Genomic DNA, 25,503 nt, shown 5'->3' with positions numbered 1-25,503 from the left:
GGGGGAGGTGGGAGTGGTGATCGTGGAACAAAAAAAGCCGGCCCTCAGGACCGGCTTGAAAGGCTCTGCTTTAAAAAAATCGCTTAGACGATACTGCCGAGTTTCATGGCAACGCTCATGTCACCTTCCACCTGCATCTTACCGCCCATGAAGGCAGCCGTCGGGTTCAGATCACCCGAGAGAAGGTCACCGAGGTCTTCGGCGGACATCTTGATGGTGCAGTCTGCCTCGTCATCTTCGTTGGAAACGCTGGAGCCTTGCAGGAAGATGATACCCGTTTCCCCAAGATCGAACTTGACGGATTCTTCAATGCCGCCATCGGCAACCTTTGCGCGGACACCTTCGGTAAGCTGTTCCAAGGACATGTCGTTTTCTCCCGTTTGAATTGGGCCGGAGCCCGTCTTTGCCCTCTTGAAGCATGACGTTTACGTAATCGTCAAGTAGAAATCTGTGTCGAAAGAGATGCGCCGCCGGGAGCGTTTCGCCACACGCTCCGTCATCCCATGGCTTGACCATGGGATCCATGTCGCTTCACCGGCAGCGCGGCCGCCGTGATCATCGCATGGATTGCCGGATCAACTCCGGTAGTGACGGAGAATTTCAACATTTCGCGGTGCCAGAGGCAATGCACCTGACAGGTTCGTCAGATCAATGATTGTCCCGTGGCAGCCCCTTGGTATGCGCGACGTCCTGGTATTTAACCGCCGGCTCCAGAACCATGCCCTTGTCGAACTGCCCGATCATGGCGCGCTGGATCTCCTGCCAGGGAGTCTGGCTCTCCGCAATCTTGAAGCCGCCCGCCGCTTCCAGGTCCGTGCGACGTTGTGCAAGCTCCTCATCGGAAATCAGGATGTCGGCAGTGCCTTTCCTCAGATCGATGCGCACACGGTCCCCGCTTTTCAAAAGCGCGAGTCCACCCATGGCGGCAGCTTCCGGAGATGCGTTCAGGATCGACGGCGAACCGGATGTGCCCGACTGACGGCCGTCGCCGATGCAGGGCAGGGATGTAATCCCGCGTTTGATCAGGGCTGCGGGTGGCTGCATGTTGACCACCTCGGCACCGCCTGGATAACCGATCGGGCCGGTGCCCCGGATGAACAGCATGCAGTGCTCATCGATCTCAAGGTCCGGATTGTCGATGTTGTCGTGATAATCCTCCGGCCCTTCGAACACAACGGCACGGCCCTCGAACGCTTCCGGATCGTCCGGATTGGAGAGATAGCGGTCGCGGAACTCTTCCGAGATCACGCTGGTCTTCATGATGGCGCTGTCGAACAGGTTGCCCTTCAGGTTGATGAAACCAGCCTTGTCTTTCATCGGATTGTTGAAAGGCTTGATGACATCCGGCAGGTCTGTGACGACACCGTCGCAATTGTCGCCGATGCCCTTGCCGTTGACGGTCAGCGCGCCCGGATGCGGCAGCTTGCCGTTTCGCATCAGCTCCGCGACGACAGCAGGCACGCCGCCTGCGTGGAAGTAATCCTCGCCGAGATATTCTCCGGCCGGCTGCAGATTGACCAGCAGCGGCACGTCATGGCCGATCTCCTGCCAGTCGTCGTTGTCCAGTTCAACACCCAGATGGCGGGCAATGCCGTTCAGGTGGATCGGTGCATTGGTCGAACCGCCGATGGCCGAGTTGACGACAATGGCGTTCTCAAACGCTTCGCGGGTCATGATGTCGGAGGGTTTCAGATCCTCGCGTACCATGTCGACAATGCGTTTGCCGGTCTCGTAGGAAATTGCACCGCGCTCACGGTAAGGCGCCGGAATGGCGGCCGCACCCGGAAGCTGCATGCCCAGGGCTTCGGCCAGCGAGTTCATGGTCGTCGCCGTGCCCATGGTGTTGCAGAAGCCGACGGACGGCGCGGAGGAGGCGACGAGGTCCATGAAGCCCTTGTAGTCGATCTCGCCAGCGGCAAGCATCTGGCGGGCTTTCCAGACGATGGTGCCGGAGCCCGTGCGTTCGCCCTTGTACCAGCCGTTCAGCATCGGACCGACGGACAGCGCGATGGCCGGAATATTCACCGTTGCGGCGGCCATCAGGCAGGCAGGTGTGGTCTTGTCGCAGCCGATTGTCAGCACCACGCCGTCGATGGGGTAGCCATACAGCAGTTCGACGAGACCAAGATAGGCCAAGTTCCGGTCCAGTGTTGCGGTCGGGCGCTTGCCGGTCTCCTGGATCGGGTGAACCGGAAATTCGAAGGCAATACCACCGGCGTCGCGAATACCTTCGCGCACACGCTTGGCCAGCTCAAGATGGTGGCGGTTGCAGGGTGAAAGGTCAGAGCCGGTCTGGGCGATGCCGATAATCGGTTTGCCCGACTGCAGCTCTTCACGCGTGATGCCGAAATTCAAGTAACGCTCGATATAGAGCGCGGTCATGCCCGGATTGTCGGGATTGTCGAACCAGGCGGCGGACCGCAGTTTCGGTGTTTTGGTGTCGCTCATGTCGCCTCATCCCTCAATGCACTCACAAAGTGTCAAAAGCCGATAAACACCAGCTCCATGAGGCTGTAAAGGCGCTGAAACCCGATTTCGGTTCCACAATCTGAGAATGGGCGCGTCATGTATTCCGGTGCAGCGTATCTGCAATGGAAAATCGGGCAAATGTCCAAAGGACGGCAAGACAGATAGCAAAAAGAATGGGTGCGGCCGACAGCGGAAGGAGGGTCAAGGCACCGCACAGGCCGGCGAAAAGCCAGAGACCTGACAGCAGCCGGCGGGCGTGCACGGCCAGCAGATTGCGGCGCATGGCCAGCGCCTTCAGGGCAGGGAAGGCTCCAATGTCGCCGGTGTCGCTGACAGCAAGGGGGGAATGCCTTGCATCGGTCCCGTCCTTTCCGGGCGTGGCGCCTTCGCGCAGTTCCAGCGCCATACGGTCCTGCGACAGGGTCAGGACAAGGGGAGGCATGTCCGGAAAGCAGCGTGAGGCGGCCTCAGGCGCGGTTTCTCCCGGCTTCGGATCATCGGTCAGCTCTAGGCCAAGCATGCCCGCCAGCGCGCTGCGTGTGTTGGGGCTGTCACCACTGAACAACCACGGCACGAGGCCCTCTTTGCGCAGGGCCATCCCCGCAACGCCGGCGTCCTGACGCAATGTGCCTTCCAGACCTAAAACACCCACGACGCGTCCCCCGACAGCGACACGCAGCACCGTCTTGCCGTCTGCTTCCAGCGACCGGGCAATGGCGTCGGCGGTAAAACTGTCGATCTTGAGGCGCTTCAGGAGGTCCGTCGTGCCGATCACCACGGTTTGTCCGCCGAGCAGCGCAACAACACCCAGACCAGGTGTCGGTTCGAACCGGTCCGGCATCTTGAGGGCGACTTGCCACTGGCTGGCCAGTTCGCGCAGGGCCTGGGCGACCGGATGGGATGATCCGGCCTCAGCGGAGGCGGCAACGGCCAGGAGCGTTTTCGGCTCGTTGTTGAAGGCCATGACATTGGTGACCATCAGGTTGGGTCCAGACATCACGGCAGCCTTGTCGATGAGGATATCGCGGGCATGAGCGACCTTGGTAAAGGCGCCGGGGGCAATGTCACGGGCGCCTGCCGCCAGCGCTGCCTTGTGAAAGACCTTGTCCGCGAATGCGTTGATTCCGTCGATCAGTTGCGGCCAGGAAAGAAGCAGCGCGGCGGCAAGAGCTGCCGGGGCCTCGGTCCTGTCGAAGACCCACCACCAGGTACCGGCAGCCAGCAGCGCCAACAGGACAGACCAAGCCGCTTGTGGCACTCCGCTGAGGTCACCCCTTGGTGGCAACAGAACCACACCGAACGCCCGCAGCACCATCAGGAAAGCTGCGGCAAGGGCAGGTGCATTTGTCTGGGGCGATGTCGGACCGGACAGGTGGAGGCCGGTCGAAACGGTAAGCAATCCGGTGCTGACCAGCGCCGTGAAAAGCGTCAAGGGCCGGCCGACAGAGGTGTTGAGCGAAAAAGAGAGGCCGAGAAGCGAAAAAATCGCGGAAAACATGCTGAAAATTAAGGCGCTGTAGGAACCGAAAACCAAAAGTGACGTCGCGGCGTCAGATGGTTCTCCGCCTGCTGCTGCCAGAGCCAGAACAAGGCACACTACGGCAATGACAAGAAAAAATGCCCAAAGAACTGAAATCAATGATGTTTTCGGCATAGCCGGTCGGCTCTCGTATCTGGAATTCTTCTGCTGGAACCGGGTCGTGGGCCAACTGGAGATACAAACGGCACGCCCTGGGGACCGTCTGAAAATGCGGGAGCGGCCGGAGACAGGCAATGCCGCAGAGTCAGTTCGGTAAGCATGTTGCCTGTCCCAGTCGCAGTGCATCGGAATGGGTGCTGACCATTTGTGCAGCGTGGAACTTGAGCGAAACTGAATTGCGGGTAGTATAAACGGGTAATTTTTTAAACGGCCTGCAAGTATTGAGGGCCTGTATTTAATAGTCCTCTGGACGAAGATTATTTCGGGGTGTGGTATATTAATGGGAGAGCCGAAAGGCTCTCCCTTTTACGTTTGGGTGCGCCGGAAAAACATGGTTAACATCTGTTAACAATCGCGTCCGGACTGAAAGTCAGAATGAATCTATTTGAGTGCAGATCGTAGTGGCGCCCTGGGCGGCAAAAACTGCCCGGTTCGGACTGGATTGTGACTAACGTTTTGCGGTCACCGGAGAATCGGGGTGGGGCTTGGAGTCAAGTCAGCGACTCGGCCGAATCCGAAAAAAGACTCATCTTCAAAGACTTGGGAAGGCCGGCGACAACGCCGCCGGTTCCTTCAGGCCGTTGCGAGGTTTGCCCGCGACAGCAACTCCAGTGACGGCATCAGGTTCAGGAGTTCGCGTGTATAGGGGTGTTGCGGCGCTTCGAAGAGCTGGTCGCAGTCTGCCACCTCGCACAACTCGCCATGGCGCATGACGCCGATGCGGTTGCACATCTGCCGGATCACGGCCAGGTCGTGGCTGATGAACAGCATGGTCAGCCCAAGTTCTTCCTGAAGATCCTTCAAAAGGTTCAGGATCTGTGCCTGGATCGACACGTCGAGTGCCGAGGTAGGCTCGTCGCAGATCAGGAACCTGGGCCGCGTCGCGAGCGCCCGTGCGATGGAGATGCGCTGGCGCTGACCGCCGGAAAACTCGTGCGGAAATTTCCTGCCGGCCGCCGCGCCCAGACCGACATGATCGAGCAGGTCATCGACGATCTGGCGCACTTCCGCGTTGCTTGACGCCAGTCGGTGGAACTTGATCGGTTCCGCGATGATGTCGCTGACGCGCATGCGGGCGTTCAGCGAGGAATAGGGATCCTGAAAGATCATCTGCATCTGGCGGCGCATCGCCAGAACGTCCTTGCGATTCTTGAGCGACGTCAGCTCGGTCTTGCCGAACAGGATCGACCCTCCGGTCGGCTGGTAGAGGCCGGTGATCAGGCGCGCGATGGTCGATTTGCCCGACCCGCTCTCGCCGACGAGGCCGAAGGTCTCGCCTTCGTTGATGTCGAAACTGACCTTCTTGACCGCCTGGAAGTATTTGCGCTTGGACGGGAAGATCGAGCCACGGGTCTCGAACCGCATGTCGAGGTCCGTTGCCTTGACCAGCGGACCGGACACTTTTTCATAGTCGCGTGCCTTGCCGAGCCAGTGTGTGGCGATGTCGATCTGCTTCTGTGGTGTGCCGGCCTTTTCGATGTAGTTGACCACCGGAAACCGCTCGACCTTGATATCAGGGCGTGGCACGGCTGAAATCAGGCTCTGGGTGTAGGGGTGTTCCGGAGCGCCCAGCACCTGGGTCGTCTCGCCGTATTCCACCAGTTCACCGTGGTACATCACCGCCACATGGTCCGTGATGTCGGCAATCACGCCCATGTCATGGGTGATCACCAGCATGGCGACGTTACGCTCCCGGCACAGCTTCCTCATCAGTTCAAGGATCTGCGCCTGGATGGAAACGTCGAGCGCGGTTGTCGGCTCGTCCGCGATCACCAGTTCAGGTTCCGCACACAGCGCAAGCGCTATGACCACCCTTTGGCGCATGCCGCCGGAAAACTGATGCGGATACTGCTTGATGCGTTCGGGCGCATCTGGAATGCCCACGGCTTCGATCAGTTCGATCGCGCGCTGGCGGGCCTGCGATCCGGAGAGCGGCAAATGGGTGCGGATCGTCTCCACAAGCTGGCTTTCCACCGTCTGCAGCGGATCGAGAGACGTCAGTGGATCCTGGAAGATCATGCCGATCTTTCGGCCGCGCAAACGACGCTTTTCCTTGTAGGGCAATTGGTCGATGCGCTTGCCGTGAAGATAGACCTCACCGCCGGCTATGTGTCCGGGTTCCTGCAGCAGCCCGATCACCGCGTTGCCGACTGTCGACTTGCCTGCACCCGATTCTCCGACGACGCCGAGAACCTTGCCGGCATCGACGCTCAAGGTAACGTCATCGACGGCGACGAAGACAGATTTTCGGCCCGGAAACTCGACCCTCAGGTCCTTGATATCGAGAACGCTCATACCGGCCTCACCTGAGTTTCGGGTTGAGGGCGTCGCGCAGCCAGTCGCCCAGAAGGTTGACGTTCAACACCAGCAGGGCCAGTGCAAGGCCCGGGAAGATCGCGATCCACCACTCCCCCGAATAGAGGAAATCGTTGCCGATGGCGATCAATGTGCCGAGGGACGGCTGGGTAGGCGGCATGCCGACACCCAGGAACGAGAGCGTCGCTTCGGTCACGATGGCAAGTGCCAGGTTGATGGTCGCGATCACAAGCACCGGTCCGGTGACGTTCGGCAGGATATGGCGCACCATGATGATGACCGAGGGAATGCCGATCACGCGGGCGGCCTGAACATATTCCTTGTTCTTCTCCACCATAGTGGAACCGCGAACCGTGCGCGCATATTGCACCCAGAAGGACAGCGCCAGCGACACGATCAGAATGTAGAAGGCGAAGACCTCCCGGTCGATCGCGCCGAAGATGCCATGCGCGACACCGTCGATCAGAAGGGCGATCAGAATGGCCGGAAACGTCAGCTGAACGTCGGCAATCCGCATGATGATCGCATCTACCCGACCACCCATGTAGCCCGCGACGAGCCCCAGCGAGATGCCGATGAAGGCGGCGACGACAACAGAGCAGAAGCCGACGATCAGCGAGATCCGCATGCCGTAGAAGATACCGGAGAGCATATCTCGGCCCTGATCGTCCGTTCCCAGGAGGAAGCGGGGATCGGCATATTCCATCCAGACCGGAGGAACGCGGGCGTCCATGATGGAAATCGACGCCAGGTCGAACGGATCATGTGGAGCAATCCACGGCGCCAGGAACGCAAGGAGGAACAGGATTGCCGTGCCGGTGGCAGCGACAACGGTGACCTTCGATTTCAGGAACGAATGAAAGAGGTCGCTGTCGAGAGCGCGGGCCATCCGCCCCGGTTCCTTGACCGGTGTCGCCCTGTCCTGAACGCTGGATTTTGCTTCTTCGTTGGTGACGAAAGGCATGGCGTCGGTCTCCCTTATGGCCGACCGACCCGCAGACGCGGATCGATGAAGAAGTAAAGGATGTCGACGATGAAATTGATCGTCACGAACAGGAAGGCAGTCAGCAGCAAATAGGCGGACATGATCGGAATATCGACGTTCTGCACGGCCTGCAGGAACATCAGGCCCATGCCGGGCCACTGGAAAACGGTCTCGGTGATGGTCGCGAAAGCGATGATCGCGCCAAGCTGCAGCCCGGTGATGGTGATGACTGGAACGAGCGTGTTCTTGAGGGCATGCCGGAAGTTCACCAGCCGGTCCGGCAGACCGCGCGCCCGGGCGAACTTGATGTAATCGGTCCGGATGACTTCCAGCATCTCGGCTCGGATCAGCCGCATGATCAGGGTCATCTGGTAGAGGCCGAGCGTGATGGAGGGCAGGATCAGCGCCTTCAGGCCGGAGATGGTCAGAAAGCCGGTCGTCCACCAGGATCCGATCTGCACGGTCTCGCCGCGTCCGAAGCTCGGCAGCCACTGCAGGGTGACGGAAAACAGGAAGATCAGCAGGATACCGATGAAGAACGTCGGCAGCGAAATGCCGATCAGCGAAACTGATAGAAACAGCTTGGAAACGGGCGATTCCCGATTGAGCCCGGCGTAGATGCCCATGGGAATGCCGACAACGAGCGCAAACACCGCAGACGCGAAGCTGAGTTCGAGCGTGGCGGGTATGCGCTTGGCGAAAAGCTCGGAAACCGGCTGACGGAACTGGTAGGACGTGCCGAAATCGAATTGCGCGGCCTTGGTGACGAAACGGAAGAACTGGACCGGAACCGGGTCGTTCAGACCCAGGCGCTCGCGCAGGGCCTCCCGTTCTTCGATCGAGGTTTCGATGCCGACCATCTGGTTGATGGGATCGCCGACAAAGCGGAACATGGTGAACGCGAGAAGGGCGACCACCAGCATGACAATCATCGCCTGCACGATGCGGCGCGTTGCAAATCCAATCATTTCGGCTCTTTGAATGCTTTAGTCATGAAAATACGCCCCCGGCGGAGTTGCCGGGAGCGTCATTTGCTGTGCTTCAGGATCAGTTCTTGGTCACGAAGCGGAACTGGAACTGGTTGTCGGCACGCTGGACAAGGTCCAGCTTGTCGGAAACGCCCCATGCCAGGCTCTGCTGGTGCAGCGGGAGGTAGTAGGCGTTCTCGTGGCTGATGCGGAAAGCTTCAGCAATCATGGCGTCACGCTTTTCCGGATCGATCTCGACCAGGATTTCATCGGTCAGCTGGTCGATCTTCTCGTCGCAGAAGCCACCGTTGTTGAACGGCGAACCTTTGCCGGATTCGTCGCGGCAGTTCATCAGGTTGTCCAGAACGTTCCAGCTGTCGAAGGATCCGGGGGTCCAGCCAAGCAGGTAGAACGACGTATCGTAACCACCGGAAGCAAGGATCTTGGCGAAGTATTTCGCCTTTGGCTGGGCGTTGAGGTTCACCTTCACGCCGATACGAGCCAGCATGGCGGCAACCGCCTGGCAGATCGCCTCGTCGTTGACGTAGCGGTCATTCGGACAGTCCATGCCGATGGAAAAGCCGTCTGCATAGCCGGCTTCGGCCAGCAGTGCCTTGGCGGCTTCCGGGTCATAGGGATAACGCTCGAAATCGGCCGACTTGGAGAACAGCAGTGGCGAAACCATCAGGGCAGACGGGTTGGACAGGTCCCGCATGACCTTCTTCTTGATCCCCTCGATGTCGATCGCCTGGTAGAAGGCCTTGCGCACCCGGGCATCCTTGAGCGGGTTCTTGCCCTTGACGTCGGAATAGAGCAGCTCGTCGCGCATCTGGTCCATGCCCAGGAAGATCGTGCGCAGTTCCGGGCCGGTCAGCGCCTTGGTTCCCGCATTGTCGTTGATGCGTTTGATGTCCTGCACCGGGATCGGGTAGACCATGTCCATCTCGCCGGACAGCAGCGCGGCAACGCGCGTTGCATCGGAACCGATCGGCGTGAATTCCACCGTGTCGATGTTGTGCTTGGCTTCGTCCCACCAGCCGTCGTATTTTTCATAGACGGTCTTCACGCCGGCTTCATGGCTGACGATCTTGAAGGGTCCGGTACCATTTGCATTGAGCGCGGCATGGTTCGCAGAAGTGTCGGACGCCGAGGTGACTTTCACCGCGTCGTTCTCCGTCGTCCACTCCTTGTCCATGATGTAGAACGTGTCCCACTCGTAATGCAGGATCGGGTTCGGACCGGTGAGAACGAAATCGACCGTGTAGTCGTCAACGATCTCGACCTTGGCATCAGCCGGGACGCGGGTGGTCAGGTCGGACCCTTCCGAGCGCACGCGGTCGACGGAAAAGGCAACGTCTTCGGCAGTGAAATCGCTGCCGTTGTGAAACTTTACGCCCTTGCGTAGGTGGAAACGCCAGCGGTTCGGATCGACGATTTCCCAGCTCTCGGCCAGGGCCGGTTCAATGGCCAGATCCGGACCACGGCGCGTCAGGCCTTCATAGGTATTGCCGAGCGACGACAGGGTGAAGGTCTCGTTGAGACTGTAGGGATCAAGCGCGTTCAGTGCACCCTGAAAGGCAAATTTCAGCGTTTCAGCATGAACAGCAGTCCCCGTTCCCGCCGCAAACAGCGCTGCGGCGATGACAATTTTTCTTTTGTTCATAGTCCCCTCGTTTTCCGGTTTCGGCTTTGCTCCACGGCCGCACCCCCCTGCCAGGACCATGCGGCCATGTTGTCAAAAACGACTATGACATCGTAAATCTCTGTGTTCAAACCCGTTTAGCTGTCAAATTGCGACATTCTGTCAATCAGCTTGTCGAGGAAGGCAGCGCAGCGGTCGAGTTCGGAAAGCTCGATAAATTCGTCGGGCTGATGGGCCTGATCGATGGATCCGGGACCGCAAACCACGGTCGAAAGTCCGTGATCCTGGAAGATCCCGCCTTCGGTGGCATAGACCACGACGTTGCGGCTGTTGTCGCCGGTCAGGCGCCTGGCAGTGGTTTCCGCCAGCCCGTCCGGTTCCTCTCCCAGCCCGGGCACATAGGCAAGTTCTCTCACCTCGATGGCGCAGTCCGGCGAGATCGCTTTCATTCCCGGCAGAACCTCATTTTCGATGAAGGCCCGGTAGGCTGCGACCCAGTCCTTCGCGTGTTCACCCGGCAGCAGCCGGATATCGGTCACGAATTCGCAGTGCTGGGCCGTGATGTTGTGCGCCTGGCCGCCGGAAATGGTGCCGCAATGCAAGGTGGTGTAGGGCGGTTCGAACGGGCAGTCAGGATCGGCCTTGGCCCGGTTCTCCGCGGTTCTGGCATCCAGCCAGCCGATCAGCCTGGCCGCCACCGAAATCGCCGAAACACCCCGGTGCAACTGGCTGGAATGGACCGGATGTCCCTGGATGCGCGTCTTCAGTACTGTAATGCCCTTGTGGCCCGTAACGACCTTCATGCTGGTCGGTTCGCCCACAATCACCACGGAAGGGCGCGGGCCGTTTGCCAGCATTTCAGGGATCAGCACCCTGGCCCCGTCGCAGCCGGTTTCCTCGTCATAGGACAGCGCGATGTGGATGGGCCGTCTGAGCGGTGCATTCAGAAAATCCGGAACCTTGGCAAGTACAGTTGCCGCGAAGCCTTTCATGTCCGCCGCGCCACGGCCGTAGAGGCGGCCGTTTTCCTCCCAGGCGGAAAAAGGATCGTGAGACCAGTTCTGGCCCGCCACCGGAACGACATCGGTGTGGGCGGACAGGACGGTTCCGCCGTCGATATCCGGACCGATGCGGGCATAAAGAGCGGCCTTTTGGCCCGTTTCATCCAGCGCCCGCCCTGAAGTGACACCCCATTGGCTGAGATAGTCTTCGACGAAGGTGATCAGATCGAGGTTGCTTCGATCCGAAACGGTGTTGAAGGAGATCAGTTTCTCCAGCATTTCCCGAGGCGTGTAGGTCCGGCTCACGTGGTCTCCAGAGGTTTTGTGACAGGGAGGATGGGTCTCAGGCGGGAACGGCGTCAGCGAGATGGAGACCATCTAAGCTTTTCACCGCAAGGATTTGCAAGGGGATTTCCTTGCCGCGCACCTTGATCTCGGCCTCTTCGGCACCGTCGATCCGCGCGCCTGCCGCATCGACAACAGCCTTGGAAACAACCATGAAGCTGCCGTGGTTCTTGTTCTCCGTTTCCAGCCGGCTTGCGGTGTTGACCACGTCGCCAAGCGCAGTCAGCCCACCCCGTTTGCCTGCCGTTCCGGCGGCGCCGATGCGACCGAGAATGGCCGGCCCCAGATGCAGGCCGATGCCGAGCCGGATCGGATCGCGAAACTGCGGACCCTTCTCCTTGTCGAGCGATTTCATGACCTTCTCGATACGGCGGCAGGCGGCAAGAGCCTGCCGAGCGCCGGTTTCAGCGTTGCTGTCCATGCCGAAGATGGCCATGATGCCGTCACCAATAAACTTGTCGACATAGCCACCCTCCTCCCGGATCGCGGCTGAGGCCTGGTCCAGGTAGCTGTTGAGCAGATAAACCACGTCATAGGCGAGCTGGCTTTCGGTGATGCCGGTGAAATTGCGCAGGTCCACGAACATGACCACCACATCCTGCTCGACGCCCCAGTAATAGGCGTCCTTCAGGTGTTCGCCGATAATTGCACTGGCCTTGACCGGTACAAGGGGCTGCACTTCCACGTTGCTTTCCGGGCGCGCCTGGCAGGCCAGCCGAATGTCGCTTCCCGCGCCGATCCGCGTCAGCACCGCAGCTTCGGCAACACTCGGTTTCGGCAAGGTTTCGCCGCCTTCCAGAATTTTCACCCGGCAGGTGGAGCATCTGGCCCGCCCGCCGCATACCGATGCGATGGGTATGTCGTTCATGCGGCTGATTTCCAGCAGCGTTGCGCCCGGTTGCGCCTTCACCGTCAGTCCGCCCGGATACACCACGGTCAGGCTGCGCGCTTTCAGGCTGAGAAGGTAACGGATCAGGATGGCCAGCAGGCTGACGGCAATCAGGCCGAACACGACCGCGCGGAACTGAACGACGACCTCGCTGGCCCACAATTGCTGGTCCGGAGTGATTCGGAGGGTTACGTCACGGCTGAGGGCCAGTCGGCGGGCGCCTTCAATCCAGCCCCAGATGGCAAGCACCGGCATTGCAAAGGCAAACCCGGCCGCCAGCGGCTTCAGCTTCTGGTAAGCCGGATAAAGGCGCAGGAAGAAGTGCAGGCCGATCATGGCGTGGGTCCACACCATGAGCAGCAGAATAGACTGATTGACCGCCGCATTCGGCCACAGCAGCGTCAGCATCTGCTCGTAGAGCGGCAGGAAGCCGAACTCCTTGGCAACGCCCATGGTCGTGGTGACATGCGGTATCAGGAGCCAGGGAATGTAAAGACCGAGGGCGAGCTGTAAAAGCTCCCAACGGGACATCTTCAACGTTCGCCGTTTGCTTGTCCGCCACAAGGCGAGCAGCACATGGGTCAGCGCTGCGAGGATGAGGACAGTTTCCCCAAGCGGGCTTCTCCAGACCCAGTAGTGCCAGATCGAGGCCTGGTCCATCGCCTGGAAGGAAATGATGCCGAGGGCGTGATTTGAAAAATGGCTGAGGCAGAAAGTGAACAGGATCAGGCCGCTCCACAGCCGGAGCCGCTGACGCCAGTTCCCTCCGGCAACCATGACACTGTCGGACTTCTTGCCCGGTTTTGCAGCCGAAGCGGACTTTTCAGAAGATTTGGCGGCCGTCGCGGGCCTGTTTGGCCGGCTTGTGCCGGGGGCCTCTTCCTGCATGTATTTTCAGTCTCCGGTCTGGCCGTTCCGGCCTTCTGCCGGTCCACCCTGTCAATTGCCACTTGAAGCGCGGGGGGCAGCCGAGGTCAAGGAGCCAAAAAGGAAATGCGGTGAACTGCCCGTGAAGGCACGCGAAACGTGGAAAACTCCTCGGCATGAAGGCACTGTCAGCTCAATTTTCGCAAAATTTCGGGTTTTCTTCGGCTATGACCTTGCATCCCGGGCGTCAGTCGGCACATTCCGGGCCGGACATCCAACAACCGGGAAGAGGCAATGAAGGTCTACGGCATCAAGAACTGCGACACCGTCAAGAAGGCGCGGAAGTTTCTGGAAGAGGCCGGCGTGCCTTATGAATTCCACGACTACAAGAAGGATGGCGTCGATGCCGATCGACTGGCCGGCTTTGTCGGTGAATTCGGATGGGAGTCTATCCTGAACAAGCGCGGCACCACGTGGCGGCGCCTGGACGAAGCGACACAGGACAGCGTTGTCGATGCCAAGAGTGCACTTGACGTGATGATCGAGAACCCGTCCGTTATCAAAAGGCCGATCGTGGCAGGCGAAACCAAGAATTTCGTCGGCTTTGACCCTGTCGCATGGGAAATGGCACTGGAACTGGGCGAGCTGAAGTAGCGGTTGCCGTCACTGGCCAATCAGGCCCGGTACATACCGGGCCGGGCTTTTGCCTGCCAGGCGGTTACCAGGTCCGGCGCGGGCCGGTGTCGATGTGGTAGTGGCCGGAAGAATAGTGCTTGTATCCGCCAACTTCCGGCTGTGATTTCAAGAAGGCAATGACGGACGACGGGTTGCCACGGACCGAAAAATCGACCGCCCGGCAGTTGAGGTGATAGGAATCCCTGGCGCCACCCTTCCACCAGTTCTCAAGCCACCAGCGCTTGGTCGAGCTGACAGTCACTTTGCCATAGCGGGATGCAACCCGGTTTAGAACCTTCTTCAGCTTGCGCGGCACGCACCAGGAACTGTCGTTATAGTCGATGGAATTGTGGGATGCGGTCATCCAGCCCATGCCGGTAACACCGGCGACGGTTCCGCAGCCGGCAAGTGTGACAGTCAATCCTAGGAATACGATCCAGGCGGTGAGGCGCTGACGCATGACGGGCGGCCTTCGGTTACTGATTACAATCTCGTCCCCCGCGCGCAGGCTGATTGAATTTTATTAAAATTCTAATGAAAAACGTGGTTAACGCACCTACGAAACAAATGTTTCAGGCGCTGCCGTTTTCTGATACAAATGCGTCAACCCAATGTGGGCTGTCCCGTCAGTTGTCGGATGCGTTTGCCATGTCTCATGTTTTTCCCCGCCACACCAAAGCCGATCTCCCCGTCGCAGTAACAGGGGAAGGTTGCTACATTCTCGATCGGTCCGGAAAGAAATATTTCGATGGATCCGGCGGCGCCGCGGTTTCCTGTCTCGGGCACAGCGATCCGGATGTGATCGCTGCCATCAAGGCCCAGGTGGACCGGATCGCCTTCGCCCATACAGGCTTTTTCACCAGCGAACCTGCAGAGGAACTGGCGGACCTCCTGATCGGAAAAGCACCGGGCAATCTGGACCGCGTCTATTTCGTCTCCGGTGGATCGGAAGCCATGGAGGCGGCGCTGAAGCTGGCGCGTCAGTATTTCCTGGAGAAGGGGGAAGCGTCGCGGCACCGGGTAATTGCCCGCAGGCAGAGCTACCATGGCAACACGCTTGGTGCGCTGGCAACCGGCGGCAACCAGTGGCGGCGGGAGCCTTTTGCACCGTTGATGATCGATACCACCCATATTGCCCCCTGTTACGAGTATCGGGACCGCCGCGAGGGGGAAACCGCCTTCGACTACGGTCAGCGGATCGCCAACGAACTGGATGCGGAAATCCTTCGGCTCGGGCCGGAAAACGTCATGGCTTTCGTTGCCGAACCGGTTGTCGGTGCGACGGCGGGTGCCCTGCCGCCGGTCGAAGGTTATTTCAAGCGGATCCGGGAGATCTGCGATAATTACGGCGTGCTTCTGATCCTGGACGAGGTCATGTGCGGCATGGGCCGCACGGGCACCCTGTTTGCCTGTGAGCAGGATGGTGTCGCGCCGGATATTCTATGCATCGCGAAAGGGCTCGGAGCCGGCTATCAGCCGGTCGGTGCCATGCTGTGCACCGCTGCCATTTACGAAGCCATCGAGACCGGATCGGGCTTTTTCCAGCATGGCCACACATACATCGGCCATCCGACCGCCTGCGCCGCCGCGCTCGCCGTGTTCAGGAAACTGACGGGCGGCGTTGCCGACCGGGTGATGCCGATGGGCGAGAAACTGACGACGGCACTTAACAATGCTTTCGGTCAGCACCCGCATGTTGGTGATATTCGCGGCCGCGGACTTTTCCGGGGCATCGAAATCGTCGAGGACCGGGCCAGCAAGGCGCCGTTTGATCCGAAGAGGGGCATCAACAAGGCGCTCAAGAAGGCAGCATTCGAGGCCGGTCTAATCTGCTACCCGATGGGCGGGACGATCGATGGGGTGCGGGGCGACCATATACTTCTGGCGCCGCCTTTCATTCTCGAGGACAGCCATGTCGGAGAGATTACCGACAAGCTCAACCAGGCGTTCAAGGCGGTCTTCTGAACATGAGTGCGCTTTTTGTCCCGCCGCCTTTATCATTGATCATGGTGGCTCCCAACGGTGCCCGCCGGACAAAGGCGGATCATTCCGCCCTGCCGATGACCATCGCCGAAACGGTGGTGGCGGCAAAGGCGTGTCTTGAGGCTGGAGCCGGTGCGCTTCATGCCCACGTACGCGACCTTACCGGTGCCCATGTGCTTGACGCCGGGCTTTATCGTGAGCTCTTGTCGGAAATGCGTGTTGCGGTGCCGCAAATGCAGGTTCAAATCACCACGGAAGCTGTTGGAAAATACACTCCGGAAGAGCAACGCGAACTGGTCTACAAGGTCAAGCCGGATGCGGTCTCCATCGCGATCCGGGAGATGGTTCCGGAAGGCGGGGAAGACCGGGCAAAAGCCTTTTACCACTGGGCGTTCGACCATGAATGTGCGGTCCAGCATATCGTCTACAGCGCGGATGATCTGGACCGGTTTTTCAACCTGGCGGCAGCCGGCACCCTGGCAGGGGAAAGCCATCAGCTGCTGTTCGTTCTGGGGCGCTATGCGGCAGGCCAGGAAAGCAAACCGGAAGATCTGGTGCCGTTTCTGGAAAAGCTCACGGAACGCGGCAAGGGGCAGTCGCTGGACTGGGCGGTCTGCGCTTTCGGACACCGCGAGACCGAGTGTCTGGTGGAGGCGGTCCGGCGGGGCGGCAAGACCAGGATCGGTTTTGAAAACGGCCTGTGGAACAGGACCGGAGAACGCGCGATAGACAATGCCGACCGGGTCAGCGATCTGGTATCGGCCCTGAAGGAACACAGTCTGATGCCTGCCTGATCATTCGGGCCGGCATCCGGCACGAAGCAAAATCAGCGGGCTGCGGCCCTCAAGGTTGGAGACTGGAAAATCATGGCGGATAGCCTTTACGTTCTGACGCTGTCCTGCGCGGACAAGCCTGGCATTGTGGCGGCAGTCACGACGGAACTGGCAGATTTTGGCGCCAATATTGCCGAAAGTGACCAGTTCTGGGACCGGGTAACCAACCAGTTCTTCCTGCGTATTGCCATTCTGGCTCCGGAAGGCGTGACCCTGGAAAGCGTTCAGAGGGCGCTTGACCCGGTCATCAGCCGTTTCGACATGAAGGCCAAACTGGTCGACACGGCCAAACGGCCGAAGGTCATCGTCATGGTGTCCAAATTCGACCATGCCATGTTGCACCTTCTCTACCAGATCCGCGTCGGCTGGATGGATGCCGAAGTGGTTGCGATCGTTTCCAACCACACCGACAGCCAGCGCACGGCCGAGCACGAAGGCATTCCGTACCACCATTGGCCGGTGAACAAGGAAAACAAGGCCGAGCAGGAAGAGAAACTGCTGAAGCTGGTCAAGGAAACCGGAGCCGATCTGGTGGTTCTCGCCCGCTACATGCAGGTGCTTTCCGACAGCCTTTCCAAGCGTCTGTTCGGCAAGATCATCAACATCCACCACTCCTTCCTGCCGAGCTTCAAGGGTGCAAAACCCTATCACCAGGCGCATGCTCGCGGCGTCAAGATGATCGGGGCCACCGCTCACTATGTGACGCCGGATCTCGATGAAGGCCCGATCATCGAGCAGGACGCCGAACGGGTAAGCCATGCGCTCTCCGCTGACGATTTCGTCGCCCGTGGCCGCGACATCGAATCCCGCGTGCTGGCCCGTGCCGTCAAATACCACCTGGAAAACCGGGTGATGATCGTCGGCAACAAGACCATCGTGTTCACGCCGTAAGGCAGGCCTTGGTGCCCGAAAAGCAATTGGCCCCGGTCGTCCGATGGATGGCCGGGGCTTTTTCATGATCCGGAAGCTTGGGTTGGGAGGACGAGTGTCCTCAGGCTACCACTGCCATCGGCGCGGTGACGGGCATGCCGTCGCGCTTCAGTTCCGCATGAACCCAGTCGCGGAACAGGCGGACCTTGCGGCTGGTGCGCAGGGCGGGCGGGTAACTCATGTACCAGCTTTCGTCATCGGCATGGCAGGTCAGCTTGAACGGCTGGATCAGCTGGCCGTTTTCAAGGGCGGTCTTGCAGAAATAAGGGGTCAGGATCGCGACGCCCTGTCCTGCGATCGCCCGGTTGGCCTCGAGCGCCTGTGACCCCATGCGCGAGCTAGGGTGACCGCTCAGGTCGACATTCGGCAGTCCCGCTGCCTCGAACCACATCTGCCACCACGGGTCCTGAGGATCGACCAGCGGCAATTTCAGAATGTCCTCGGGCTTTTTGACGCCGCCGATCGTGTCCGCAAGCTTCGGGCTCAGCATCGGTGTAAAGTCCGCGCGCACGATTTCATGGGCGAGCCAGTTTTTCGGAGGGGCCTTGCAGGCGGAGATCACGACGTCGGATTCGTTGAACTCCGGTTCAGCATGCGGGCCATAGGGCACGATGCGCACGCCCACGTCCGGGTTCTGCATCTGGAACTCGAACAGGCGGTTTGACAGCCAGTTGACCGCAAACGTGGTGTTGCTGGAGACGACAAGCTGGCCGGCGTTCTTTTCGGAAATATCCTCGAAGGCACTGCGAAGCGAGGAGAACGCATCCACCACCCGCGCCGCCAGTTGTCCGCCATTGTCGGTCAGCTCGATCTTGCGGGCCTTGCGGGTGAACAGTTGAAAGCCGAGACGATCTTCCAGAATCTTGATCTGGTAGCTGACAGCCGCCTGGGTCATGCCCAACTCGTCGCCGGCCTTGGTAAAACTCAGGTGCCGACTTGCAGCTTCAAAGGCCCGGATTGCGGAAAGTGGTGGCAAATTCACTGACATGCATAAGTCTCCCTTATGCATGTCTATCGAATTTTCGTTGGTAAGACAACCGGAACCCGCCGATATGTAACTCACAAGAAACAGGAGTTATAGACGTGTTCAGGCTCTCCCAGACAAAATCGGGCTGCGCGACCCATCAGCAAGACTTGGGCTTTTCATTGCGGTCGCTTATCGGTTCTCTGTTCGCAAGGATGGCAACCCGTGGCCGCAAGCGTGTGAATGTGGCTCATCTGACGGACGAGCTGCGCCGGGATATCGGGCTTGGCCCCAACCCGCATGAAACGTCGTTCGAGGCGCGTTGGCAAAAGGAACTGAAGGACCTGCAGCGGTAGAGTTTACCCGTTGCCTGACCTTCACCCGGCCGCGGTCTCCCCTGTGGCCGGTCGGGCAGATCCGGCAGGCGCATGCTGCCGGATCTGTCTCGCTTCACGCTGTGCCTCCGGTCAGGTCAGTTTCTTGAGCGCCGGCAAGGCATTGTACCTGTTTGCGAAGTTGGTCATTGGCGAGCTTCATTGCCGGATATCTGGCGATTTCTTCCGCCGTCTTGCCGTGCAGATAATCGAAAAGCAGCGAGACTTCGCTAGATCAGTAGTGCCCAAACAGTCGCCGCCAACATGGCGATTGCCATGGTCACCGTGATGGCTCGCATGAGCGGGCCTTCGCCGATCAGGGCGAGGATCGACACGCCAACCAGGGCCCATAGGGAATGAAACACCATTCCGCCGAGGGTAAATCCCGCCACCAAAATCATTGCGTTTTCGTGGATCCCGAGCCCGTTGCCGGCCAGGAAGGTTGAAAAGGCAACCAGGTTCATGGCCCAGGTTTTCGGGCTGAGCGGGTGTATCAGCAATCCTTCCCAGAAACTGGGCAGCGCGACCTCGCCCTTCGGCTTGACGCTGAGGCAGACGATCCGCCAGGCAAGATAGGTCATATAGGCCATGCTCAGCACCTTGAAGACAGTCACCACCGTGCCGCCTCCGGCCATGACATGGCCCAGGCCATAGGCAACGCTGAGCTTGAGCGGCAAAGATCCGATCTGCGAGGCGACAATCACGGGAAAGGCGGTGCGGTACCCTGCGGATGCGCCGATGGCCAGAAAGGTCAGGTTGCCCGGACCGGGTGTCCCGGTCATGACGATGACGAACACCGCGAAGGCGAGAAACGTGGCGTAATCCATGGGTATCTCCAGACACAGCATCGAGTGTTTCGATACAATCGATACAAAATAGCGGAGATACTAATTGTCTTGAGGTATTGTATCAGTCAATGATAACATTGTTCTCATGACAATGTGGATCCCGAACATCGAAGCGGCCGGTGGCCCGATCTATCTGGCGATCGCGGACGCGTTGGAAGCCGACATCAAGACCGGGGCGCTTGCCCAGGGCGACAGGCTGCCGCCACAGCGCGAACTTGCCTATCAGCTTGGCGTGACGCTCGGCACCATTACCCGTGCCTACGGCGAAGCCGAGCGGCGCAGGCTGGTGAAGGGAGAAACCGGACGGGGCACCTATATTGCCTCTGAAACCCAGAAGGTTTCGCCCCTTGTCCCGAAGGAAGACGAGCCGGAAACCTGCGATCTGGCGCGAAACTTTGCCTATCCGCATCTCAACCCGAGTCTTTCCGACGGGCTGACGCGGATGGCGCGCACGGTGGGGATCGACCGGTTGAACGGGTTCGTACCGTCTGAAGGGCTGAAGGCGCATCGCGAAACCGGGGCTCTCGTCTTCAAGGACTACGGTCTGGAAGCCGACCCGGACCGGGTCGCGGTTACCTGTGGCGCGCAGCACGGAATTCAGGTCACCTGCCAGGCCCTGTTCCGCCCGGGCGATGCGGTTGCCGTCGACCGGTTCACCTACCCGTCGATCTTCAGTTCCTTTGCCAGCATCGGCCTGAAGCCGGTGCCTTTGCCCGCATTGATACGGGCCGATGGCGGCTTCGGCGCCATGGATCCGGCAGCGCTTGCCCAGGCCGCGAAGACGCATGGTGTCAAAGGCGTGTTCCTGATGCCGAACATGCAGAACCCGACCACTCACACCATGTCTGTTGAAGAACGGCAGGATCTGGTTGCGGTTGCCCGGCAATTCGACCTGAAGATCGTCGAGGACGATCCCTATACGCCTTTTCTGCCGGATGCTCTGCCCGCCTTCGGTGCGCTGGCGCCGGAGCGCACGGCCTCAATCGCCAGTATCTCCAAGGTCTGTTCACCCGGAAGCCGGATCGGCTTCGTCCATGTGCCCGGGCCTTTCGGTGACAGCATTCGCAACAAGATCGGTGAAAGCACCTGGATGGCCTCCCCCATCACGGCAGAACTGATTGCCGGCTGGGTACGCGAGGGACATCTGTTCAAGACGCTGCGCCTGAAGCGCAAGGCAAACCGCACGAGGTTCCTGGCGGCGCGTGACCTGCTCGCGCCGCATTTCCTGCAGAGCGACGTCAACAAGGTGTTCGGCTGGCTGCGCCTGCCGGAAACCGTCGATCCCGACGCGCTTCAGAACGCGCTCGGACACCAGGGCATTTCGGTCTTGTCATCCCGGTATTTTCAGGCGAAGGACCACCAGCCGGCGCCCTATCTGCGCCTGACCTTCGGATCCGAGCAGTCCGACGACCGATTCCGCTGGGCCCTCCAGCGCATCAGATCCACCATCGGCCAATTGGCCGAATTGCCCGATCTCACCCGCCCGGTAGGGTAAGGCCTTGCGGTAATGTGTGATTTTGCCAGGCACCTGTCAGTCTTTGACAAGCCGGCAGATCCGACCGATAAGCTGCGCGCAAAACAGGACCGGCCCTTGCAAGGAGTGCCGTCCGCGACGAGGTGACATGGCATTCTGGCCCAAAAGCAGGAAACTCAAGGACAGGCCCAGTGTCTGTAATCCCGACGCCAGTCCCTACGCGGTCTTCGATCGGGTTGGCCTGAGTGTCGGCAAAGAGCATATCCTGCAGGATCTCACCTTGCAGCTTGCCGAAGACCGGATCGGCATCATCGGCCTGAACGGGTCCGGCAAGAGCTCTCTTGTACGCCTGTTGAACGGGTTGCGTACGCCGACGAACGGCAACCTCACGCTTTTTGGAGCCCCCTCCGCCGAGGCGGAACTGGAGTTGCCGCGTCATGTCGGCTTCGTGTTCCAGAACCCGGATCATCAGGCCATTTTTCCCACGGTGGAAGAAGAGATCGCCTTTGGCCTCACCCAACTCGGGGCCGGCAAGGAAGAAAGCCGCAGCCGCGCGCGGGCGTTCCTCGCCCTGCATGGCTGTGAGGGGCTGGCCGGCAAACCGATCACGGAACTTTCCGGCGGTCAGAAACAGCTCGTCTGCATCCTGGCGGTTCTGGTCATGGAGCCGCGCCTTTTGGTGCTGGACGAGCCGATGGCCAGCCTCGATGCACTGACGACAGTGCGGATCCGCCAGAAAATCCTGTCACTGCCGCAGAAGATCGTTCTCGTCAGTCACGATCTCAGCCAGTTCGACGGTTTCGACAGACTGCTCTGGCTGGAGGACGGACGTTTGCGCATGGATGGCGCGCCGGATGCGGTTCGGGCGGCGTTTCAGGAAGACGTCGTCTCGCGGCAGGGCATGGATGTGGAGGTTGCCGAGTTATGATGTCGGTCTATCTCCAGGGCAACAGCTGGGCCCACCGGATGCCCGCGGGCCTGAAACTTCTGGCTGTTGCCGTCGCCAGTCTGCTGCTGCTGCGATACACATCATTTTGGGTTCTGCTGCCGGCTCTTGCAGGTGTTCTCCTCTGTTATGCCTCCCTCGGGCGCGAGGGACTGGCGCAACTGAAGCTCCTGCGGGCAATGTCGTTTCTGCTTGCCGTGCTGCTGGCGCTTCACTGGGTGTCCGGAAGTCTGCTGGAAGGGATTACGATCATCCTGCGGCTTGCGATCATGATCCTGGCTGCAAACTTCGTTTCGGTGACCACCCGCATGGACGATATGCTGAATGCCGTCCAGCCGCTGTTCAGGCCGCTCGAGTTCCTCGGTTTCTCTACTCGCAAACCGGCGCTGGGCGTTGCACTGGTGCTTCGCTTCGCGCCCTACATGCTCGTCGTTTTCGGTCAACTACGCGAAGCCTGGCAGGCGCGAACAGGCACGCGAAATTCGTGGCGTCTGCTGGCGCCTTTCGCCATTCAGTCCCTGAGCATGTCGGATCACGTTGCCGAGGCACTGAAGGCGCGAGGCGGCTCGGAAGGCTTGTCAAGATGACCGAAAAGAAGCTCCATATGGCTGGCATTCGGCCAAAAACTGGGATATCCCGCCCACAGATGACGTTGCCTGACCCTCATGTGGTAAGATCCGCGCGAGGTTGAACGGCAGCGCCCTTGTTAACGAGAAGAAGGTCGAATTCATCATGGCTGACAGGTCTCTTGTGCACGTTGCTTTCTATGCCGCGCTGATTGCCGCCCTGGGGCTGGTTCCGCCGGTGGCGATCGCCTTTCTCGGCGGTGTACCGATCACGGCGCAGACCCTCGGTGTCATGCTGGCCGGTGTCATGCTCGGCCCGATCCGTGGTGCGCTTGCCGTGCTGCTTTTCCTGTTTCTCGTCGCGCTGGGCTTGCCGTTCCTGTCCGGCGGCCGCGGTGGTCTTGGCGTCTTCATGGGTCCGTCTGTCGGTTTCCTGATCGGCTGGCCGGTCGGAGCTCTCGTGGCCGGCTTGATCATGCAGTCGACCCGCGAGCTGAACATTCTGGTGTCTTCGGCAATAGCGGCTGCGGTCGGCGGCATTCTGGTGGTCTACGCTTTCGGCATCCCGGGCGTTGCCATCATGGCCGGACTTTCCCTTCCGAAAGCCGCGCTTGGCAGCGCAATCTATATTCCCGGTGACCTGGTCAAGGTCGCACTTACGGCGCTCATCGTTCAGACCGTCGCACGCGGCCTGCCGGGTGCCGTGTTGTCCCGGTCTTAATTCCGTAGATCCAGCAAGGCCACATCATGGCCTTCGTCGGCGACAATCTCGACCGGTTTGCCAGTGAGAAAGCCACTGGGGCCGCACTCACATGCGGTCCGAATTCTCTCTCCTGGCAGGAGCTTGCAGTCCGGATCAACCGGATCGAGGCAGTGCTTTGTGATCGGACCGACCATGCAAGCTATGTGGTTCTGCGTCTTCGGGACCCTGCGGACCTGGTCGTCTGCTTCTTTGCCTGCGCCCGCACCGGGCGTGTCGCCACGGTCATGGACCCGGACTGGCCTTCAGCCCAGGCATCAGCAGTTCTGGAAGCGGTCGGGCCAGACCTCGTCATCGATGACCAGTCCCTGCCGGTGTTGTTGACGGCTGGTACCGGTTCCACTGAAGCGCGAAGGTCACCGGAAACTCCACCTGAGATCCTGCCGGACGAAGACGACCTCTTTTATGCAGGCTTCACCTCCGGTTCCAGCGGTGTTCCCAAGGGCTATGTGCGCTCTCACAGATCGTGGCTCGAAAGCTTCAAGCTGTCAGCACAGGCTTTCGGTATTTCGAAAGGCAGCCGCGTCGTCCTGCCCGGGCAGCTCACGCATTCACTTCACCTTTATGGCGCTGTCTGCGGCCTCGCCTGCGGCCAGCAGGTGGTGCTCACGCCGCGGTTCGACCCGCGCGTCGTCCTGAGGGAACTTGGCAGTGCCCCCGAAGGCTCTGTCCTTTATGCAACGCCGACCCAGCTGCACTTTCTGGCCGAGGCTGCCCGGCGCAGCGGTCCCATCGCTGCGGTGAAACAGGTTCTCGCGAGCGGGGCCAAATGGCGTGAAGCCGACAGGCAGGCCTTGAAGTCGGTTTTCCCCGAGGCACGCCTTTTCGAATTCTACGGGGCTTCGGAAACCAGCTTCATCACGCTGTCCTCACCTGAGGACAATGTCCCTGCAGGCTCGGTCGGGTGTGCCGCGCAAGGGGTCGATATCGTGATCGGTGACCCTTCGTCCCCCGCTGCCCCTGGCCGGGCCGGGCCGGTCTGGGTGCGGAGCGGACTGCTGTTTTCGCACTATATAAGCGGCACATCGCCGGACACGCTCTGGCGGGACGGTTGGCTCACCGTCGGCGATCACGGTTTTCTCGATGAGCGAGGCTTCCTGTTTCTGACAGGACGGGAAAACCGCATGGTCATCACTTCCGGGCTGAATGTCTATCCGGAAGAGGTTGAGGCCGTATTGGCCGACCATCCCGCCGTCGCCCTTGCAGTCGTCGCAGGGTTACCGGATCAGGTGCGCGGTCACCGGCTGGAGGCGGTGGTTGAGCTGGGTGCGTCTTTGGCGGGGGCAGAGCAGATCTTGCTGCGCCATTGCCGCGAACGTCTCGCACCCGGCAAGGTGCCGAGGCATATTCACATCAGGGCAAAGATGCCGCTGACGCCAGGGGGCAAGCCGGATATTCGGAAGGTCGTGGCCGATTTGGCGAAAACCGGAGGCAGCGGGTGACGCAGACACGCAAGGCAGTGATCGCAGCAGCACGGCGGACGGCGGTTTGCCCGCGCGGTGGCGCACTTGCCTTGTTTCAGACCGACGAGCTTGCCGCACCCGTTCTTGCACAGCTTGTCGTTGACGCCGGAATAGAGCCAGAAGAGGTCGACTGCGTCTTTCTGGGCAACGCTCTTTATGGCGGCGGCAATCCGGCCCGCCTTGCCGCGCTTCGCGCCGGGTTGCCTCAAACGGTTCCCGCTCTCACCATCGATACGCAGTGCTGCTCGGGACTTGATGCGATCGTCATGGGCGCAAGATTGATCGAGGCAGGTGCGGCGGACATTGTTCTGGCAGGAGGAGCGGAAAGCTTCAGCCGGTCGCCGATCCGGATGATCAGACCTGTCGATCCGGAGGTACCGCCCGTTGCTTACGACCGTCCTGCTTTTGCGCCCGCGCCATTCGGCGACCCGGATCTTGCAGATGCAGCTGCAAGGCTCGCCGCTGAAACGGGAACATCGCGAGAAGACCAGGCGGTCTTTGCTGTG

The 25,503-nt window shown here is 60.1% G+C and carries 23 protein-coding genes (1 of these 23 cut by a window edge); 11 read left to right on the top strand and 12 right to left on the bottom strand.

Annotated elements, in window-relative coordinates; all coding sequences use genetic code 11:
- Positions 1-83: 83 nt before the first annotated feature.
- The 9 genes from B0E33_RS11610 to B0E33_RS11570 form a co-directional block, all read right to left on the bottom strand.
- Positions 84-365, bottom strand: coding sequence for an SCP2 sterol-binding domain-containing protein (locus B0E33_RS11610; RefSeq protein WP_023002307.1), 282 nt, complete (start codon positions 363-365; stop codon positions 84-86).
- 283 nt (positions 366-648) lie between these two features.
- Positions 649-2,448: an IlvD/Edd family dehydratase gene (locus B0E33_RS11605; protein ID WP_023002305.1), complete on the bottom strand. Its 1,800-nt coding sequence runs from the start codon at positions 2,446-2,448 to the stop codon at positions 649-651.
- A 115-nt stretch (positions 2,449-2,563) separates the two neighbouring features.
- Complete coding sequence (locus B0E33_RS11600) at positions 2,564-3,967, bottom strand: HAD family hydrolase (protein ID WP_077293239.1); 1,404 nt, start codon at positions 3,965-3,967, stop codon at positions 2,564-2,566.
- A 774-nt stretch (positions 3,968-4,741) separates the two neighbouring features.
- Positions 4,742-6,463, bottom strand: a complete 1,722-nt coding sequence (locus B0E33_RS11595) for an ABC transporter ATP-binding protein (RefSeq protein WP_077291308.1) — start codon at positions 6,461-6,463, stop codon at positions 4,742-4,744.
- Between the two features lie 7 nt (positions 6,464-6,470).
- A complete protein-coding gene (locus B0E33_RS11590) occupies positions 6,471-7,448 on the bottom strand; it encodes an ABC transporter permease (protein ID WP_173017272.1) in 978 nt (325 codons plus the stop codon).
- Positions 7,449-7,462: 14 nt separating this feature from the next.
- A complete protein-coding gene (locus tag B0E33_RS11585) occupies positions 7,463-8,437 on the bottom strand; it encodes an ABC transporter permease (protein ID WP_023002301.1) in 975 nt (324 codons plus the stop codon).
- Between the two features lie 79 nt (positions 8,438-8,516).
- Positions 8,517-10,100 (bottom strand): ABC transporter substrate-binding protein, encoded by a 1,584-nt coding sequence (locus B0E33_RS11580; RefSeq protein ID WP_031269916.1) that lies wholly within the window; start codon positions 10,098-10,100, stop codon positions 8,517-8,519.
- Positions 10,101-10,216: 116 nt separating this feature from the next.
- Positions 10,217-11,359, bottom strand: coding sequence for an acetylornithine deacetylase (argE, locus tag B0E33_RS11575; protein WP_075284584.1), 1,143 nt, complete (start codon positions 11,357-11,359; stop codon positions 10,217-10,219).
- A gap of 64 nt (positions 11,360-11,423) precedes the next feature.
- Positions 11,424-13,202: an adenylate/guanylate cyclase domain-containing protein gene (locus B0E33_RS11570; RefSeq protein ID WP_077291307.1), complete on the bottom strand. Its 1,779-nt coding sequence runs from the start codon at positions 13,200-13,202 to the stop codon at positions 11,424-11,426.
- Positions 13,203-13,475: 273 nt separating this feature from the next.
- Here B0E33_RS11570 and B0E33_RS11565 point away from each other — a divergent pair, with 273 nt between their 5' ends.
- Positions 13,476-13,835 (top strand): ArsC family reductase, encoded by a 360-nt coding sequence (locus B0E33_RS11565; RefSeq protein ID WP_023002296.1) that lies wholly within the window; start codon positions 13,476-13,478, stop codon positions 13,833-13,835.
- A gap of 64 nt (positions 13,836-13,899) precedes the next feature.
- Here the strand turns inward: B0E33_RS11565 and B0E33_RS11560 are convergent, their stop codons facing one another.
- Complete coding sequence (locus B0E33_RS11560) at positions 13,900-14,316, bottom strand: YcbK family protein (RefSeq protein WP_023002295.1); 417 nt, start codon at positions 14,314-14,316, stop codon at positions 13,900-13,902.
- A 188-nt stretch (positions 14,317-14,504) separates the two neighbouring features.
- Here B0E33_RS11560 and B0E33_RS11555 point away from each other — a divergent pair, with 188 nt between their 5' ends.
- The 3 genes from B0E33_RS11555 (at position 14,505) to purU (ending at position 17,563) form a co-directional block, all read left to right on the top strand.
- Positions 14,505-15,821 carry an aspartate aminotransferase family protein gene (locus B0E33_RS11555; RefSeq protein WP_077293237.1) on the top strand — a complete coding sequence of 439 codons (1,317 nt, stop codon included), beginning with the start codon at positions 14,505-14,507 and terminating at the stop codon, positions 15,819-15,821.
- Positions 15,822-15,823: 2 nt separating this feature from the next.
- The gene (locus tag B0E33_RS11550) at positions 15,824-16,633 is read left to right on the top strand and encodes a beta-keto acid cleavage family enzyme (protein WP_077291306.1); all 810 of its coding nucleotides are present in this window, start codon (positions 15,824-15,826) and stop codon (positions 16,631-16,633) included.
- Between the two features lie 72 nt (positions 16,634-16,705).
- The gene (gene purU, locus B0E33_RS11545; protein ID WP_023002292.1) at positions 16,706-17,563 is read left to right on the top strand and encodes a formyltetrahydrofolate deformylase; all 858 of its coding nucleotides are present in this window, start codon (positions 16,706-16,708) and stop codon (positions 17,561-17,563) included.
- 100 nt (positions 17,564-17,663) lie between these two features.
- On the opposite strand, the gene B0E33_RS11540 is transcribed toward purU, so the two are convergent.
- Positions 17,664-18,590: a LysR family transcriptional regulator gene (locus B0E33_RS11540; protein ID WP_023002291.1), complete on the bottom strand. Its 927-nt coding sequence runs from the start codon at positions 18,588-18,590 to the stop codon at positions 17,664-17,666.
- Positions 18,591-18,685: 95 nt separating this feature from the next.
- Between B0E33_RS11540 and B0E33_RS30900 the strand changes: the two genes are divergently transcribed.
- Positions 18,686-18,922 (top strand): hypothetical protein, encoded by a 237-nt coding sequence (locus B0E33_RS30900; protein ID WP_156912389.1) that lies wholly within the window; start codon positions 18,686-18,688, stop codon positions 18,920-18,922.
- Positions 18,923-19,170: 248 nt separating this feature from the next.
- Here B0E33_RS30900 and B0E33_RS11535 read toward each other — a convergent pair whose 3' ends face one another.
- On the bottom strand, positions 19,171-19,767 hold the full coding sequence (locus B0E33_RS11535) for a LysE family translocator (RefSeq protein ID WP_023002287.1): 597 nt from the start codon (positions 19,765-19,767) through the stop codon (positions 19,171-19,173).
- Between the two features lie 106 nt (positions 19,768-19,873).
- On the opposite strand from B0E33_RS11535, the gene B0E33_RS11530 reads away from it, so the two are divergent.
- From B0E33_RS11530 to B0E33_RS11505, 6 genes are all read left to right on the top strand, one after another.
- Positions 19,874-21,283 (top strand): aminotransferase-like domain-containing protein, encoded by a 1,410-nt coding sequence (locus B0E33_RS11530; RefSeq protein WP_208997799.1) that lies wholly within the window; start codon positions 19,874-19,876, stop codon positions 21,281-21,283.
- Between the two features lie 127 nt (positions 21,284-21,410).
- Positions 21,411-22,190, top strand: a complete 780-nt coding sequence (locus B0E33_RS11525; RefSeq protein WP_077291305.1) for an energy-coupling factor ABC transporter ATP-binding protein — start codon at positions 21,411-21,413, stop codon at positions 22,188-22,190.
- Complete coding sequence (locus B0E33_RS11520) at positions 22,187-22,795, top strand: energy-coupling factor transporter transmembrane component T family protein (protein WP_077291304.1); 609 nt, start codon at positions 22,187-22,189, stop codon at positions 22,793-22,795. The genes B0E33_RS11525 and B0E33_RS11520 overlap by 4 nt, the downstream gene beginning before the upstream one ends.
- 145 nt (positions 22,796-22,940) lie before the next feature.
- Positions 22,941-23,495, top strand: coding sequence for a biotin transporter BioY (locus B0E33_RS11515; RefSeq protein ID WP_031269905.1), 555 nt, complete (start codon positions 22,941-22,943; stop codon positions 23,493-23,495).
- 26 nt (positions 23,496-23,521) lie between these two features.
- Positions 23,522-24,976, top strand: a complete 1,455-nt coding sequence (locus tag B0E33_RS11510; protein WP_077291303.1) for an AMP-binding protein — start codon at positions 23,522-23,524, stop codon at positions 24,974-24,976.
- A protein-coding gene (locus B0E33_RS11505; RefSeq protein WP_077291302.1) for a thiolase family protein crosses the window boundary here: on the top strand, positions 24,973-25,503 show its start. Its footprint extends 669 nt past the window's final position; the window shows 531 of its 1,200 coding nt (coding positions 1-531); its start codon is at positions 24,973-24,975; the stop codon falls past the right edge of the window. Before B0E33_RS11510 ends, B0E33_RS11505 begins: the two co-directional genes overlap by 4 nt.

It is taken from the genome of Roseibium algicola, from assembly GCF_001999245.1.
Classification (GTDB): Bacteria; Pseudomonadota; Alphaproteobacteria; order Rhizobiales; family Stappiaceae; genus Roseibium; species Roseibium algicola.
The sequence above is the reverse complement of the archived record's forward strand: the minus strand, read 5'-3'. Positions and strand labels throughout refer to the sequence as shown.

Bases quoted from the DNA above. Each gene is read 5' to 3' on its own strand.
- B0E33_RS11570 (WP_077291307.1), bottom strand. From the start codon at position 13,202: ATGCAGGAAGAGGCCCCCGGCACAAGCCGGCCAAACAGGCCCGCGACG.
- B0E33_RS11600 (WP_077293239.1), bottom strand. From the start codon at position 3,967: ATGTTTTCCGCGATTTTTTCGCTTCTCGGCCTCTCTTTTTCGCTCAAC.
- B0E33_RS11515 (WP_031269905.1), top strand. From the start codon at position 22,941: ATGGCTGACAGGTCTCTTGTGCACGTTGCTTTCTATGCCGCGCTGATT.
- argE (WP_075284584.1), bottom strand. From the start codon at position 11,359: ATGCTGGAGAAACTGATCTCCTTCAACACCGTTTCGGATCGAAGCAAC.
- B0E33_RS11605 (WP_023002305.1), bottom strand. From the start codon at position 2,448: ATGAGCGACACCAAAACACCGAAACTGCGGTCCGCCGCCTGGTTCGAC.
- B0E33_RS11555 (WP_077293237.1), top strand. From the start codon at position 14,505: ATGTCTCATGTTTTTCCCCGCCACACCAAAGCCGATCTCCCCGTCGCA.
- B0E33_RS11590 (WP_173017272.1), bottom strand. From the start codon at position 7,448: ATGCCTTTCGTCACCAACGAAGAAGCAAAATCCAGCGTTCAGGACAGG.
- B0E33_RS11595 (WP_077291308.1), bottom strand. From the start codon at position 6,463: ATGAGCGTTCTCGATATCAAGGACCTGAGGGTCGAGTTTCCGGGCCGA.
- B0E33_RS11535 (WP_023002287.1), bottom strand. From the start codon at position 19,767: ATGGATTACGCCACGTTTCTCGCCTTCGCGGTGTTCGTCATCGTCATG.
- B0E33_RS11520 (WP_077291304.1), top strand. From the start codon at position 22,187: ATGATGTCGGTCTATCTCCAGGGCAACAGCTGGGCCCACCGGATGCCC.
- B0E33_RS11525 (WP_077291305.1), top strand. From the start codon at position 21,411: ATGGCATTCTGGCCCAAAAGCAGGAAACTCAAGGACAGGCCCAGTGTC.
- B0E33_RS11610 (WP_023002307.1), bottom strand. From the start codon at position 365: ATGTCCTTGGAACAGCTTACCGAAGGTGTCCGCGCAAAGGTTGCCGAT.
- B0E33_RS11560 (WP_023002295.1), bottom strand. From the start codon at position 14,316: ATGCGTCAGCGCCTCACCGCCTGGATCGTATTCCTAGGATTGACTGTC.
- B0E33_RS11540 (WP_023002291.1), bottom strand. From the start codon at position 18,590: ATGTCAGTGAATTTGCCACCACTTTCCGCAATCCGGGCCTTTGAAGCT.
- B0E33_RS11580 (WP_031269916.1), bottom strand. From the start codon at position 10,100: ATGAACAAAAGAAAAATTGTCATCGCCGCAGCGCTGTTTGCGGCGGGA.
- B0E33_RS11530 (WP_208997799.1), top strand. From the start codon at position 19,874: ATGACAATGTGGATCCCGAACATCGAAGCGGCCGGTGGCCCGATCTAT.
- B0E33_RS11585 (WP_023002301.1), bottom strand. From the start codon at position 8,437: ATGATTGGATTTGCAACGCGCCGCATCGTGCAGGCGATGATTGTCATG.
- B0E33_RS11510 (WP_077291303.1), top strand. From the start codon at position 23,522: ATGGCCTTCGTCGGCGACAATCTCGACCGGTTTGCCAGTGAGAAAGCC.
- B0E33_RS11550 (WP_077291306.1), top strand. From the start codon at position 15,824: ATGAGTGCGCTTTTTGTCCCGCCGCCTTTATCATTGATCATGGTGGCT.
- purU (WP_023002292.1), top strand. From the start codon at position 16,706: ATGGCGGATAGCCTTTACGTTCTGACGCTGTCCTGCGCGGACAAGCCT.
- B0E33_RS11565 (WP_023002296.1), top strand. From the start codon at position 13,476: ATGAAGGTCTACGGCATCAAGAACTGCGACACCGTCAAGAAGGCGCGG.